Origin of the sequence: Chryseobacterium sp. SIMBA_029 (genome assembly GCF_046535275.1) — a bacterium.
In the GTDB taxonomy this organism is placed as follows: domain Bacteria; phylum Bacteroidota; class Bacteroidia; order Flavobacteriales; family Weeksellaceae; genus Chryseobacterium.
On the sequence record NZ_JAWRXA010000007.1, the window covers coordinates 153,409 to 169,244 of the forward strand.

Annotated in this window: 10 protein-coding genes; 3 read left to right on the forward strand and 7 right to left on the reverse strand. The window is 37.4% G+C overall.

The window, feature by feature from the left end:
- Window position 1: 1 nt before the first annotated feature.
- From SB679_RS14415 to ccoN, 4 genes are all read right to left on the reverse strand, one after another.
- Window positions 2-2,329 carry a BamA/TamA family outer membrane protein gene (locus tag SB679_RS14415; protein WP_410702990.1) on the reverse strand — a complete coding sequence of 776 codons (2,328 nt, stop codon included), beginning with the start codon at window positions 2,327-2,329 and terminating at the stop codon, window positions 2-4.
- Complete coding sequence (locus tag SB679_RS14420; RefSeq protein ID WP_410702991.1) at window positions 2,329-7,359, reverse strand: translocation/assembly module TamB domain-containing protein; 5,031 nt, start codon at window positions 7,357-7,359, stop codon at window positions 2,329-2,331. Before SB679_RS14420 ends, SB679_RS14415 begins: the two co-directional genes overlap by 1 nt.
- A 292-nt stretch (window positions 7,360-7,651) precedes the next feature.
- Window positions 7,652-8,539 carry a c-type cytochrome gene (locus SB679_RS14425; protein WP_410702992.1) on the reverse strand — a complete coding sequence of 296 codons (888 nt, stop codon included), beginning with the start codon at window positions 8,537-8,539 and terminating at the stop codon, window positions 7,652-7,654.
- Window positions 8,540-8,557: 18 nt separating this feature from the next.
- Window positions 8,558-10,837: a cytochrome-c oxidase, cbb3-type subunit I gene (ccoN, locus tag SB679_RS14430; RefSeq protein WP_410703122.1), complete on the reverse strand. Its 2,280-nt coding sequence runs from the start codon at window positions 10,835-10,837 to the stop codon at window positions 8,558-8,560.
- Between the two features lie 196 nt (window positions 10,838-11,033).
- On the opposite strand from ccoN, the gene SB679_RS14435 reads away from it, so the two are divergent.
- The 3 genes from SB679_RS14435 to SB679_RS14445 all read left to right on the forward strand — a co-directional run bounded on the left by SB679_RS14435 (window position 11,034) and on the right by SB679_RS14445 (window position 13,932).
- Window positions 11,034-11,327: a helix-turn-helix domain-containing protein gene (locus SB679_RS14435; RefSeq protein ID WP_410702993.1), complete on the forward strand. Its 294-nt coding sequence runs from the start codon at window positions 11,034-11,036 to the stop codon at window positions 11,325-11,327.
- A gap of 292 nt (window positions 11,328-11,619) precedes the next feature.
- On the forward strand, window positions 11,620-12,258 hold the full coding sequence (locus SB679_RS14440) for an HdeD family acid-resistance protein (RefSeq protein ID WP_034715134.1): 639 nt from the start codon (window positions 11,620-11,622) through the stop codon (window positions 12,256-12,258).
- Window positions 12,259-12,507: 249 nt separating this feature from the next.
- Window positions 12,508-13,932, forward strand: a complete 1,425-nt coding sequence (locus tag SB679_RS14445; RefSeq protein WP_410702994.1) for an amino acid permease — start codon at window positions 12,508-12,510, stop codon at window positions 13,930-13,932.
- A 149-nt stretch (window positions 13,933-14,081) separates the two neighbouring features.
- Here the strand turns inward: SB679_RS14445 and SB679_RS14450 are convergent, their stop codons facing one another.
- From SB679_RS14450 to SB679_RS14460, 3 genes are all read right to left on the reverse strand, one after another.
- A complete protein-coding gene (locus SB679_RS14450) occupies window positions 14,082-14,495 on the reverse strand; it encodes an NmrA family NAD(P)-binding protein (RefSeq protein ID WP_410703123.1) in 414 nt (137 codons plus the stop codon).
- 23 nt (window positions 14,496-14,518) lie between these two features.
- The gene (locus SB679_RS14455; protein ID WP_410703124.1) at window positions 14,519-14,716 is read right to left on the reverse strand and encodes an NmrA family NAD(P)-binding protein; all 198 of its coding nucleotides are present in this window, start codon (window positions 14,714-14,716) and stop codon (window positions 14,519-14,521) included.
- A gap of 168 nt (window positions 14,717-14,884) precedes the next feature.
- The gene (locus SB679_RS14460; protein WP_410702995.1) at window positions 14,885-15,514 is read right to left on the reverse strand and encodes a hypothetical protein; all 630 of its coding nucleotides are present in this window, start codon (window positions 15,512-15,514) and stop codon (window positions 14,885-14,887) included.
- Between the last annotated feature and the right edge of the window lie 322 nt (window positions 15,515-15,836).

Sequence of the window (15,836 nt, forward strand, 5' to 3'; positions counted from 1 at the left end):
ATTAAAATGGATATCCGATGGCTATATTTAAAACAAGATTATCTTTTCTCCAGCTGCGGTCTCCAAAATTAATTCGGTCAAAAGTCCATCGGTCGCCTTTTTCATAATAAGGAACCCGCACTGGCATGGCTAAGTCCAGCCTTAACACTAAGATTGAGAAATCAAGTCTTAGGCCAACTCCGGCTCCCACTGCGACTTCACTTAAAAAATCTTTGGAAAAAGTTCCTCCTGTTCTGCCTTCAACATCATTGATTAACCATACATTTCCTGCATCGACAAAAGCAGCGACATTTAAAAATTTGTACAAATTAGCCCGGTATTCGGCATTCATTTCCAGTTTAATATCTCCGGCCTGATCAAAACCAAAACCTTGCGGCAATGTTCTTGGATCAAAACTTCCCGGTCCTAAAGTTCTCGCACGGAATGCCCTGATACTGTTACTTCCACCCACAAAAAACTGTCGGGAAAAAGGAATCTGATCTGAGTTTCCATAAGGATAGGCAACTCCAGCGATCAGCCTTGATGCGAAATTGGTTTTTTCAGAGAATTTATGGTAAAATCTGACATCATTTTCAATTTTGGCGTACTGGCTGAACGGAACTCCGAATATATTTTTCTGTTTATCCTTTTTTACATTGGCTCCGGTAGCTAAACCGGTAATGTTTCCTGCCAGATCAACGGTACCTTTATAATAAAAAGTATTCGTCCTTGGCTGCATGGTATTGGTGTAGGTATAGCTATAGGTAGGCCCGAAAATCAGCTGCTTGTCTACTATTCTTTGTTGAGCCGGATTGCCTAACGTTTCCTGTCTGAATAGATCAGTAACATTGGCAGGGGAGACCAGCGTAATATCAATAACTTTCAGATCATGTTCTTTTCTTACATTCTCTTTCCATACATACCCAAACGAAGCTGTAAAATTATTAAGCGTATAATACTGGGTACGGTTCTGGAATTCATAACCTAACGTGATATTCGTTCTGGGAACGAAAGCACTGGAAGAATGGAACCGGAACGGAGCTACAATTCTTGGAATGGAAAGCTGCACATTAGCTCCCGCACGGTACATATTTTTAGCATCAGACTGTCCGCCCATCTGTACATCGAAAGCACCAAAGACAGCTGCTTTAAACTGCTCAGCACCGCGGAAGAAATTCCGGTGGGTCCAGTTTAAATTAAGCTCACTTCCCGCATAGCTGGCAGAATTGGTTCTTCCCAATGCTTCCAGACGCAGAGACTGTACCTGTCTTGGAGTCAGTAAATAATAAGAATCGAATTTGTGCTGCAAAGAATCAGAAACAATGAATTCATTTTTTACAAATTTGAAAACCCCTAAACTGATTAACCGGTTCAAAGAAAGATTATGATCCGTGCGGTTATAAAGATCTCCCTTTTTAAAATATAAGGCTCTGTCAAAAATCTTTGGTTTGAATTTATGTTCCGGATCGATCACATAAATATCATCATAAGCGTATTGAGCGAGAGAATCCGTATCCATCGGAATTTTGTATTTTCCGTTTTTTACATCCTGAATATTATAATTAGGGAAAACAATCACTTTATCAATAGAAAACTGTTCCGTTGCCAAAGCTGGGGTATTATCCTTAAGCTTTACATTCAGTTCTACTTTATGGTTTTTACTTACGGTACTGTCTGCCTGCACAATGATATTGTCAGAATGGAAGTAATAAAACCCTTTTTCTTTCAATCCATTGTCAATGCGCTCTCTTTCTGCCTTAATAACATCCAGGTCAAACGGTTTTCCGCTTTTAAGCAGTGTTTTATTCTTTAAATTTTGAATTTCCTGATTCACCAATGAAGAATCCTGTTGAAATTTCACATTACTGATCAGATATTGAGCACCGGGTCTTACCGTATAAATTACTTTCGCTTTTTTATTCTTAGAAATCGTATCATAAGTGGCCTGGGCATTAAAATACCCTCTGTTCTCAGAATAATTCTGAATGATATCCTTATTAAATTCACGGTCTACATCACCTAACAGTACAGGTTTCTCGCCCAGTTTATATTTCAGCCAGTATTTAAAACCTTTATCTTTTTTAGGTTCAGAAGTGATATTGTAAAAATATAATTTGGGACGAAGACCTAATATCGTTGCATTAGGTTTAGGCGTTAAGTTTTCCTCCAATGCTGCCTGAAGCTCTTTCTTTTCTTTTTTGGAAATGGTGTCGTTTTCAATCTTGACCTCAGCTCCCGTGTACAGCATCTGACCTTCTTTCAAAAATCTTGTGTTGCTGCACGAAATGACAGTCGATGCCAGCGCGGAAGCAAACATATATTTACAATAGATATGGAATTTGCTTTTCATTATTTAAATTCTACCACTTGGTTATTCTTATTTTCTTTTTTGGATCTGTCTTTTTTTGATTTTTGGAAAATTTCACGGAATTTATCATAATCCAGTGTAATGATAAAACCAACTCCCGTTTCCACAATCTGACCTTGCAGCGCTACCTGATATTCATCCTTCCGGTACGCTCTCAGCATATATCTTCCATCCTTGGAAAGACTGTAATCTACGGTTACATTTCCTGCAATATTGGTCGTGTTTTCATTTTGGCGGGCATCACCTTCCAATCCGAAATTACTTCCTACCGTCACTTTCAGACGGTCATTAAGAAGTTTTTTGCTGATGTCTACATTCAGGTCAGTTCTTGTATTTTTTTCTCCACTTGAATAATCTTCCGAAGAATCCAGCCCAAAGTTTAAATCTACCCCTTTAATAAGTCCTGACGCCAGATTATTAAGCTGCTGGGAAAGAAGTTTACTCACACTCTGTCTGGCCATCGCTTCAGCAGAAAGTCCGGCTCCACTTTGGAAAGGATTTTCTCCAACAAATCGACCTAACAGAAGGATGGCAAAAACCTGTTTATTCATTTCAGCTTCCTCAGTCCTCATTTGTGCCAGTTTAGCGTCTACCGTTTCTACCACTGAAGAAGCAACAGCATTATTTTTATCATCAGTAGTAATATCAAACGTAATAATCGGTTTTAAAAGTTCACCTTTCATTTTCAACAGAGTATTAAATGGAATTCTCTGTTTGTACATATTCATATCAGAAGCCGACATACCACTGATCTGCTGTTCCACCAAATCAATCGGAGCAACATCAGTTTTATAAACCGCCGTAATATCCATTATGGCAGTCGTAGGTTCACCCGTCCAGGTAATGGTACTTCCTTTTTGAATATCGAATTTTCTTTTTAAAAGACTTACAGAAAGTTCATAAGAACCCTTTTCTACTTCATACACTCCAACCAGAGTGATTTTCCCGGATGGATCTACACCTCCCGTAAGTTCAGCATCACCTTGAAGTTTTACAAAATCTCCGTTGGCTTTATCAATGACGATCGACATTTTAGCTTCTTTGCTTACTTCGATATTCACACTTACATCCATTCCTTTGATGCGGCTTTCGGCTTTCAGAGAATCGGTTTTAATTGTTTTATTTAACACTACCTGATCCTGGTCGATAAATTCTACAATCCCATCTCTTTCCTGCATCGATGGTGTAGATTGTGGAAGCACAAAAGTGAAATCCGTATCGTCTGAAACAGCCAGTCTTCCATCTACTTTAGGAAGATCTAAATTACCACGAATGTGAAGTCCGGCATCAATAGCGAGGATTCCATACATCATGGCATCATTGGATTTTTCTGAGTTGACCACGCGGAAGTCTTTGGCATTCACATCCAGGTTGAAGGCGAAATCTCTATACGTCTGCGTCAGAACCTGTCCGTTTACAACCAGAGAGTTTCCGTCTTTATCATTCACTTTGAATTTGTCAAACTCAATTCCGCGGTTGGTAAAATCTATTTCATCGTTAAGTTTTCTGAAGTCGCTTCCTGTTTTGGCTATTTCCAGTCCTACATCATTGAATTTTACTTTTCCTAAAATATTCGGTTTATCCGTAGTTCCAGTGATCTTCAGATTTCCTGACAGATACCCTTCCGTATTGGTTAGGGCATTCATCGAGAATCCCTGAACGCTCTTCATCTGAAGCTTGTTGATTGCCATATTCAGGTCAAATGTGCTTGAGGCTGTATTGTAATCCCCTAAAATTTTCACATCATTATCATTTCCTGAAAGTGCAATATCAGCATTTAAAAGTTTCGTTGAAGTGCTGTTTACTTTCACCGCAAGATTTCCTACAGGATTTCCATAGACAATAAGATCAGAAACATTTAAATCTGAGGTGAAGGTCATATTTTTGGTAAAATCCCGAAGCTGAGCTGTTCCATTGATCGTTCCTCTTGCCAGGATCGTATCTTTTTTAATAATCTCCGTAATCGTTTCTATTTTGAAATCTTTCAGCGAGATATTAAGAGGGCTGTTGGGTGTATTACTTTCCGACTGCAGGGAAATTTCACTTCCCGAATTGGATAGTCTGAAATTATCTGCTAAAATTCCTTTACTGCTGATCTGGATTTTATTATTTTCTGCAACCGTCCAGTCGCTGTAATTTAATTTTAAACCATTGGGATTTAACGAAACTTCCGTTATATCATTCATCGATTTCGCATTTCCTGCAATCAGGAACTGGGTGGCATCCTTAGCATCCTTTGTCGTGATGTTATAATTAATCGTATTGTTGGCAACATCCCCGTTTACATTTACTTTATTAAGTGCAAAACTGGAACTCTTTAAAGCAGCTACATCAAGACTGTATTGTAAAGCCTGATTTTCATTGGTTACTTTTAAAGAACCTTTTTCAATCGAGTTTTCACCGTAAAGAAGCTGTGGAATTTGTCCGTCGATTTCAATTTTTTGAGAATCTGCATCATAATTTCCAGCCAGATTGATAGTTTCAAAGCTTTTCAGGTCCGGTACAAATTTTCTGATAAGATCATCATTTTTGATTTTTGCATTAAATGTAAAATGCTGGCCCGGATCAATTTTTTCTGCTTTACCAGGCTTTTGGAACTGGTAATATTGATTGATCGTCTGTGTTAAGGATCCAAAAATCTGGGTAAGTTTATATTTTCCAGCTAATTCTACATCAGCAATCTGCGAGTTGAAAACAATTTTAGTAGAGTCATTTGTTGATGTAGCTTTTAAATTCACTTCCTGAATAGGATAGACTTCTTTCGTGTCAGAAAATGCAAAATTCTGAAGATTCAGATATCCGTTCAGGTTATCAGGATCAAGGCTGGTGAAATCACCATCTATTTTTCCGGCAATGATCATCTGCTTTTCGTAGAACCCAAGCTTGTTGAGGTCTAACTTAATGATCTCTCCGTTTACTTTTACCGTAGGATTTTTTTCGTTGTAAACCCCGGAAGCCGTTAACTGTAAATTGGCATTCGGATCTTTTGAGTTTAAAACGATGTTGTACACACCGTGGTTAATTTTTCCGGTAAGATTCATATCACGGTAGCGGTACCCTTTATACACGGCGGAACTTACATACCCTTTGAGATCTGCATTGGCATTTTTGAAATCAAAGCTTTCTCCTTTTGCCGATATCTGTGCCGTAACCGCTCCGATATCTTTATTCTGAATGATTTTCCCCACCTGGATATTCTGCAGATTGGCCTTAACATCATACAGTTCATGATTTTTCCGGCGCATGTCGACATTAGCGATTACTGCGGCATTTCCTAAAGTGGAATACAGGTTAAGATTGGCATTCACCACCTTTGTTGTTCCTTTCGCAATCCCCTTAATACTGAAGTGGGACGGAAGAGAAATATTAGAAGGAATGGTATTTTTGGGTGCTAAATTAAAAATTGTTTTTGCAGATGAAGAAGCCTCACTTATGTTGAGATCATAATACAGATTATCAGGATTCATTGCATTTTTAATTCTTCCTGAAGCTGCCACTCTTAAATCATCCAACCCTGAAACTTTAAGATTTTTGATTAAAAGGTCATTAACAATTCCCTGTACATTGGCATTTACACTCAATACTGCATTGGGATATTTGTTGAAAGGAACAGTATTCCTCAAAGTAGGCACCAGGTTTAAGATATCTGAAAAGCCGACTTTAGAATCCTTAATGTTCGCCGATATTTTTACTGCCCCAGGATTGGAACTCAATTGCTCAATTGAATTATAGTTTACAATAACCTCATCTCTCAACAGCGTTTTAGGAGTTTGAAGATAAAGGTCTTTCAAATAAGCCTGCTTTTCTCCATATACAAAATCAGTGTTGAATTTTTGAATATCCAGTCCGCGTGATTCCTGAATTTCAGCAGAATTTACTGTTCCGGCGAACGTGTTGTTTTCCATCTTGAAACTGCGGACTTCCACATTCATTTTGGAAAAATTCAGGTGGTTGAAATCCATTCCCTTTTTGGTTGGTGCTATTGCCGTATTGTTGTAGGCTACTTTTACATCGTTCAGGACGAGTTTTCCCAGCAGCAGTTTCATGGCTTTTTCCTGATCGGAACTTTTTGAGGGTTCCGGTTCTTTCGTATTTTTTGGATTGGCATTTTGTGCCGGAAGATAAAGATTGGCATTAATATCAGCCCCGGAAAGAAAAACAGTTCCTACGTTGTAGGCGTTGTTTTCCAAGTCAAGTTTGTTAACTTTCGTACTGAGTTCTTTAAATATAACTTTTGCAAAAGTTTTGGTATTGTTATCGCCGTAATCAATATTGAAATTAGTCAGTTTAATACCTCTTAATCCAATATTCATCGTTTTTTTATCGTTAAGGGAATCTACTTTTTTCTCTACCTTTTTCGCAACTTCTTCTACCAGATCCTGTTTAAGCTGTAATTGTAACCCATCAAGATTGATGTCATTCACCGCGTAGGTGTTTTGATTTAAATCAAAAGTTTTAACCCTTGTATCAAATGATTTAAAGTACAATTTAATATCATTTTTCGACTGCTGATCGTTGAAGGTAACCCCGATATCTTTTAATTTAATTTTATCAAGGGAAATAATGAATGGCTTAGACGGACTTTCTTCTTTATCACTCGTTGCAAAAGCATTCATGATATAATCAAAATTGAATTTTCCGTCCGGCTTTCTTACTACGTTAGCACGCGCGCCATCAAGATCCACTGAAGTAATATCGGCAGTAGAATTAATTAGCTTCAGCATATTCAAGCCTACATCCAGTTTTTTTACAGCCAGAAGGGTGTCGACATCCTGTCCTTTTAAATAAAGATTTTCCATAACAAGACTGTTTGGAAATCCTATATAAACCCTTTCCAGGCTTACTTTTGTTTTGATTTTTTTCTCCAGATAGACAACCAGTTTATCTTTAATGAAGTTTTGAACGGCTGGAAGTCGTAAGCTCAATATAAGCAACGTAAGAAGCACCAGTATAGATATAATGGTAATTGCAACACGCTTAAAGAGTTTTCTTTTGTTGATTTTCAGTTTCAAGTGGAAATGGGTTTAAAACAAAGATAATGATAGTATTTTATAAATTCTTTGTTGTGGTACCCTACTTCGAATACAAAAACCCTGCCTTCGCTGACTCATGATGGAATTTAGTCTAGTTGTCGTGAAGTGAATTAGTTGATAGAGAACAACGAAGGCGTGGATTTTTTTTCTTTAAAATACCCCCTTTTTATCATTTTTTTAATGTTGAAAAGGTTGTAAAAAATGAAATTCAAATGTTAGTGTAATTTCAAAGGGGGTATAACATGATTTATATATATGATGATGATAAATTTTATTGGTTGCCATTTTCCCATTTTACGTCTTCACCCTGTGGAGCAGCACCTCCTTGTGCCGGAGTAATAGGGGCCGTTTCCTGATTGATATGATATACATACGCTGCAATTTTTTCAGCATCTCTTCCGGAAATCGTTCCTTCTTTAATAAAAGGCCTCATTGTAGGATTATTGGGTGAACCGTTTTCAAGCATCCAGAAGACATTTTTGAAAAGGCTTTTTTCTTTAATATTAATCCAGTGGGTATCCGTAAGATTGGGTCCGATACCTCCCTTTCCTGCGTCTGCATGACAAGTAACACAATTGGTCTTAAAAAGCTGTTCTCCTTCTGCAATATTATCAGCACTGTACTTTGCCGTTTCCAGATTGATTTGTGGTGCATTTTTCTCAAAATCTTTGATAGAAGCCAGCATCGTTTTGGTCTCATGATCATATTCTACATCCGGATGGGCATAATCGGTGAAAATAAATGCGAGCATATAGACAACGCAGAAAATACATCCGAACCAGAAAAGACCTATCCACCATTTTGGGAGCGAATTATCCAGTTCTGTGATCCCATCAAAACCATGATCAATAAGAATATCTTTTTCTTCCGTAGCAGACTGTTTTTTAAAAGCGGAGTTCCAAAGCTTCTGATAATACGGCGTACTTTTCTCTGCCAGATAGTTTTTTTTCTCCTCCTCGGATAATCTCCTGAAGTTTTCATTTTCAAGAATATCTCCGATAGAATTCATGATCAGAAGCAAAATCGTTGCAATCAGCAGCAGTGCCCAGAAAAAAGGAGAGGAGAAGTAACCTGAATCCTTGGCGAACATTTCGAATGCCATAATCGTTAAACCAATGGTTACCGCGATATATACTGAAATGGGGGTTCTCGTTTTCATTACCTTCAATTTTTGGGGTTACTTGATGCTTGCTGTTTTAATATCAGTCGTTTTAATATCCGTTCCTAATCTTTGCAGATAGGCGATCATCGCTATGATTTCTCTTTGTTCAAGAGGGATAAAGCCTGGACCTTTTGCAATTTTGTCCTTCTCCATCTGGTCTTTTACATCCATAGCTTCAGAGTAAATTCTTTTCACAATTGCTTTAGATTGATTGTCCGCCCATTGATTGGCAGAATCTATCTCAGCTTTGGTGTATGGAATATCAAAAGTGTTTTTCATTAAAGACATTTTATCTACCATTTGAGAGCGATCCAGCTTATTGGCAATCAGCCATGGAAAACGCGGCATAATGGAACCGGCAGAAGTGATTCTTGGGTTATACATATGTTTCAAGTGCCATGAATCTGGGTTTCTGCCTCCTTCTCTGTGAAGATCTGGTCCCGTTCTTTTTGACCCCCACAAGAAAGGCCTGTCGTAGATGAATTCTCCGGCTTTAGAATATTGCCCGTTCTTACCGTCGAATCTCATCACCTCATCACGGAAAGGTCTTATCATTTGTGAGTGGCAGGAGTTACAGCCTTCACGGATGTAGAGATCGCGGCCTTCCAGTTCCAGTGGGGAGTAAGGTTTTACTGCTGTAATTTGGGGAAGATTGCTTTTTATCGTTAAAGTAGGGACAATTTCTACCAGTCCACCAATTGAAATAACCACGAATGCTAGTATAGAAAGCAGTTTTGGAGTTCTTTCCAGCCAAAGGTGTGCACCTTCGCCTTCTTTTCTTCCCGTTCCTATGACAGCTAATGCAGGTGCTTCTGCCGGAACTTCTTTTTGGAATGAACCTGCTCTCACCGTTTTTATTACATTCACAACCATTAAGACTGCTCCTGAAAGATAGAGTAGGCCTCCTAGAAATCTCATCTTGAAGTAAGGAAGAATCGCCGTTACGGTATCCAGCCAGTTTTTCCATAATAAAGTACCGTCCGGATTAAACTGTTTCCACATTAATCCCTGAGTAAATCCTGAAATATACATTGGAACTGCATAGAAGATAATTCCTAATGTTCCCAGCCAGAAATGCCAGTTGGCTAATTTTTTAGACCAAAGCTCTGTTCTCCACAGTACGGGAATCAGATAATAGATGATTCCGAAGGCCATAAAACCATTCCAGCCTAAAGCTCCGATATGAACGTGTCCGATTACCCAGTCGGTATAATGTCCTATTTTGTTTAAAGATTTTGTGGCTAATAAAGGTCCTTCGAAGGTTGCCATTCCGTAACAGGTAATAGCAACGACAAAGAATTTAAGGATAGGATTCTCCCGTACTTTGTCCCAGGCTCCTCTTAAGGTCAAAAGGCCGTTAAGCATTCCGCCCCATGAAGGTGCGATCAGCATGATTGAAAAACCAGTTCCTACTGCCTGAGCCCATGCTGGTAGAGCGGTATACTGAAGGTGGTGGGGACCTGCCCAAAGATATACGAAGATCAGTGACCAGAAGTGGATGATAGATAGTTTATAAGAGAATACAGGACGTTGTGCGGCTTTCGGCATAAAATAATACATCAGTCCTAAAACCGGTGTGGTCAATACAAACGCTACTGCATTATGTCCGTACCACCACTGAACAAGGGCATCTTTTACTCCTGCATAGGCAGAATATGATTTCCAGCCTGTAAAGGATAGAGGGACTTCCAGGTTATTAAAAATATGAAGCATAGCTACCGCGATCCATGTGGCAATATAGAACCAGATGGCAACATACAGGTGTCTTACTCTTCTTTTGGCAATGGTCCCGAACATATTGATTCCGAAAATAATCCATGAGAATGCAATCAGAATATCAATTGGCCATTCATGTTCTGCATACTCTTTAGAAGTATTGATTCCCATCAGAAATGTAATTACTACGGCTACGATCATAATCTGCCATGACCAGAAATGCAGCCATGAAAGGGTGTCGCTGTACATTCTTGTTTTTAAAAGACGCTGCATGCTGTAATAGGCACCGCAAAAGAATGAATTACAGACAAATGCAAAAATAACGGCACTGGTATGAAGCATTCTGATCCTTCCGAAGCCCATCGCACCTTGTGTATTGATTAATCCCTGGATATTTCCGCTTTTTAAACTATGGATGGTCGTATCATCCGTACCGAATAAAAACTCGGGTAATTCAGGATAAAAAAGCATGAGTGCGGCACTAAGGCCCAGTAAAAAACCAACGAGCCCGAATACGATAGTGGCATACAAGAATGCCCTGACAATAGAATTGTCATAATTAAATTTCTGCGTCTCCATAATTCCTAGTGTATTGTACTGAATTGATATTTTTCCGACAAAAAGGGTAGATTTCAATATATTTTTACCCCATATTTTATTTTGAAATAAATATCATGTAACGTGTGTAATGTTTTGCCAAAGGTATTTATTAACTTTGTGAGAGACTATTAGATATCCTTCTAAACTATACCAAAACCTACTAAAAACAAAAGCGATGAAAATATGTGGACAAAACATCAGGAAAATTCGTAGAAGCAAAGATTTTACCCAGGAATATATGGCTTTTGAAATGGGGATTTCCCAGAAAGCATATTCTGATATTGAAAATGCCAAAGTAAAGATCAATATTGATATTCTTAATAAAATCTCTTCTATTTTAGATATAAAACCTTCCGATATCTGCAGCATCTCGCACAAATGCGGGACGAATGATTATGAAGATAAATATCATGATTTGCTGGAGTATATGAAGAAAAATAATATTTCGATTCCGGAAGAGTACCAATAGGTCAATGGGAGTGTAGGTTTTGCGGGAGCAATTTAAATTTTTTTATTTGGATAGTGAGCGTCGATATTGAGTTTTTGAAAAAAAATGGGCCGTTTTCTGGATGTTCAGGACTGAACTTTATATGTTGATACAACGATTATACTGTATTGTAAGCATTTTTTCTAGATTTTTTACGTAAATTAGTAACGAGATGTATTTCAAATTACCGTGACAATTTATGTCTGACAGGCTGAAAACTCCAATAATTCGGCTGTCCACCAATGTACCATAAACACCACCAAATTATTATATTATGATAAATTTATTTCAATCTTTTACAAACTCTATTAAGAATTGGTATATCCCACTGATCTTTGGAATTATTTTTCTTGTTTGTGGCATTTATGTCTTTACAGTACCTCTTGCTACCTATGTAACGCTGTCAGTTATTTTCAGTATCTCATTTTTAGTTTCGGGAATTACTGAAATTTTCTTTTCTCTGCGAAACAGTAAGTTTCTGCAGGGTTGGGGCTGGTTTCTGGTAAGCGGACTGCTGACGGCGGCAATCGGGATCTATTTGATTGCCAATCCTACAATTTCAATGGCTGTTCTGCCATTCGTTATAGGGTTTACATTACTTTTCCGGTCATTTCAATTGCTAGGTTTTGCTTTTGATTTAAAAAGTCATAAAGTATTAAGCTGGGGAAATATTGCACTGACCAGCGCAGGAGGAATTATATTTTCTTTATTGCTTTTATTCAACCCTATATTTACAGGAATATCTTTGGTTACTCTAACGGGAATATCTTTTATTTTCATCGGTATTGCCTCTATATTCCTGGCATTGGATCTAAGGAAGATTAAAAATTTTCCAGCCAAGGTTAGTGATGAGTTACGAAATAAGATAAAATTGCTGCAGGATGAAATCGATGACCTGAGAAATCAGAAATAAAAACAGATCAAATACATCTGATTATAAAAGAAGCTTTTTTAACGAAAAGCTTCTTTGTTTTTAGATAGAAACAGAGCAGACTAAAGTGTATATCACAGCTATACTGATCATTATAAAAAAAGGATTTGAAGTGAGTATTTACAGTGATTCACTTGAGTTGTTAACCACCAATCTCCTTATTCTTTAACTTTATTCACTACTGCTGAATTCTTCTGAAGTTTTTATATATTTAGGGGAATAAATCATTCTATGAGCGACGAAAAAAAACCGGAAGAAAATAAATCTTTAGTCAGAGGATTAACCAACCGACATATTCAATTAATTGCCCTTGGTGGTGCTATTGGTACCGGCCTGTTTCTCGGAATTGGTCCGGCAGCTGTTTTAGCGGGCCCTTCTGTTATTCTTGGGTATGCGTTAGCTGGGATTATTGCCTTTTTTATTATGCGTCAGCTTGGTGAAATGGTGGTTCAGGAACCGGTTTCGGGAAGTTTTAGTCATTTCGCCTATAAATATTGGGGAAAGTTCCCTGGATTTGCTTCCGGATGGAATTACTGGATTCTCTACATCTTGGTAAGTATGGCTGAACTCACGGCTATTGGCCATTATATTCATTTTTGGTGGCCGGAAATTCCCCTCTGGGTTTCCAGTTTATTCTTTTTTGTACTCATCACAGCCCTTAATCTTGCTTCTGTAAAGGTATATGGAGAAACCGAATTCTGGTTTTCGATTATAAAAGTAGCAGCTATTATTGCGATGATTGTTTTCGGCGTTTATCTGTTGGTAAGCGGCACCGGAGGTGATAAAGCCAGTATTCAGAATTTATGGAACGACGGCGGGTTTTTCCCGAAAGGATTATTTAATAAAAATGAAAATGGATATTCCGGGCTCTTTGCTGCCATGGCAATGATTATGTTTTCCTTTGGTGGTTTGGAATTGATTGGAATTACCGCTGCAGAAGCTAAAAATCCTGAGAAAACAATTCCTCAGGCTACCAATCAGGTGATCTACAGAATTTTGATTTTCTATGTAGGTGCTTTAGTTATTTTATTTGCTCTCAGCCCCTGGAGACAAATTACAGAGGGATCGAGCCCGTTTGTAATGGTTTTTCAAAATTTAAATGGACTTGAATTTACCATTTTTGGAAAAGTAATACAGTTCAATTCATTGATTGCAAATGTTCTTAATCTGATTGTGTTAACGGCGGCTTTATCCGTTTATAACAGCAGTGTATACAGCAACAGCCGTATGCTTTTCGGGTTGGCTCAGCAGGGGAATGCTCCTAAAAAACTCATGAAATTGAATAAAAATCACGTTCCGATTAATGCGATCATTGTTTCTTCTTGTTTCGCAGGAATTTGTATTATCATTAATAAAGTGATGCCCGAAAAAGCCTTTGAATACTTAATGGCTCTGGTAGTTTCTACCTTAATTATCAATTGGCTGATGATCTGTTATACCCATTTGAAATTCAGTAAAAGCAATCGCAATGCAGGAATCAAAACAAAATTCCCATCGCTGCTGTATCCTGTCTCCAATTATATCTGTATTATATTCTTGCTGATTATTTTAGTATTAATGTGCTTTACAGGCATGGAAATTCAGGTGATTTTAATTCCGGTATGGCTGGCATTTTTGTTTGTGATGTACACATTGTATAAACCCAAAAATCAATAATTACGGTATAAAAATTAAGACGAATTGTATCAGAATAACGATACCATTATGATCAATAAAAAGAGCCATGCATGTAAATGCATGGCTCTTTTAAATTATAGGACAGAAATCTTAGATGTTCTTAAATCCTATTAGAGTTTTTAAATCATTTAGTAAGTAAGTTTTTCACCCTTCCATCCGCTGGACAGAAGAAATTGCTCCCAGGTAAGGTTGTCCGGGTTTATGCGGCGGCTCCATGACAGATCGCGATCTTTATCATAGTAGCCATATTCAACTGCATATTCTGCCATCCCTACAATCTCATCCGTCAAAAGTTCGTTTGATTTAAACTCCGGAAAATGATCCAGGAATTCCTCCTTGGTAAATGCGGAACTATATACTGCTTTTTTACCTGTAATTCTAATGAAGGCATCAACCATCTCCTGAGGTGAAATTATATCAACAATTATGGGCAGAGACTTACCGGAATATTCATCGGGATTAGAGAAAATCTCTAACACAGCAGGCCCTGTAGCAGTAAGTGGATCAACAAAAGGTGCACGAAATTCTTTTGGCAGATATATAGGAAATACAAGAGTGTCACCTTTTACTTAAATGAGCTTTTGACCGGAAGCGTCCGGATGTATTCTTCTACCTTTGCTTTGTCTGTAAAATGAGGTGCAAATTTCTTTCCTCTGGTAATTTTATCTACATTTTCCAGACTGCTGAACACAATTTGCTGTATTCCCGCTTCTACTGCCGCATCTGCTAATTCTTTACCCAGCTCCATCTCATGGGCTTGTATAACAAAAAATAAGTATTCCTAAAAGATATATTACATTAGATTTAGTGTTTAATACTCAAGAGAAAGTTTTTCATCATAAAATTATCTGTTTTTTCTTCTCTCGAAATTTTACAAAATTTATTCTCTTTATATGAGAATAAATAAACTATTAATCTTACATCTTATACTTTAAATACCTCCCAATATCTCAAAAAAATAACTAAAAATCTCACCATTTGTAGTATTTGAAATAGTCATCTCTCCAGTTGTTTGATTTAATGTAACTGTAGTATTTCCATGATTAACATTACTCATATTAGTCCAAGATAAAGCTGTGTTAGTACTAGTTGTTGGTGTTTTTGCTGCTCCGTCATATCCTTTTAATTGTACATCAACAATTCGTATAGGATTGCTCGAACCAGTTCCTACGACAGTAAAATCACCATATGTATAAGAACCTACATTTGAGTTGTTTGATTCATTACTTGAGTCTACGTGACAAATAAAGCGTATCCGTGCAATAGTATTAGTGATTGGTAATGTAGTAATAACTGACGTTGCTCCAGGGCGAAATCCTCCAACCACTTTCGTATAACCAGTCGGCGAGTATTGTACTGAACCATCCATTTTATTTCCATAAAGAGGTACTTGGCTTCCTCCTATTAAAACATCTGGAATATTAGTCGTAGGATTTTGGCTTAATCTTAGTGAACCCTCTATATCCAAGGTTTTTTGTGGATTAATTGTATTTATACCTACTTGAGCGTATGTAAAAATTGAAAATGTGACCGCTAATAACGTGATAGAACCCTTGCTCATAAGTGAATTTGTTTTTTTGAGTTAATTGTGTCTTAGAATCTATCTTATACCTGCAAATATGTTGCCTTTTATCTAGAATAAAATATTATCATTCAAATACAACAATATGATTACTAGTATATTAGATGCTAGATTTAAGTAATGAAAAAATAGAGTTATTTCTTCAGCTAAAATAGGCGAACAAATATCATACCAGTTGCTATAGTCCCAAATCTTTTTAGTCAAATTCAGAACATAATCAATTTCACGGATAAAAATATCACGCATCAAATAATAAACTTGTTCCAAATCAGATTCTAAAAATTTGGATTTATTAATGAAA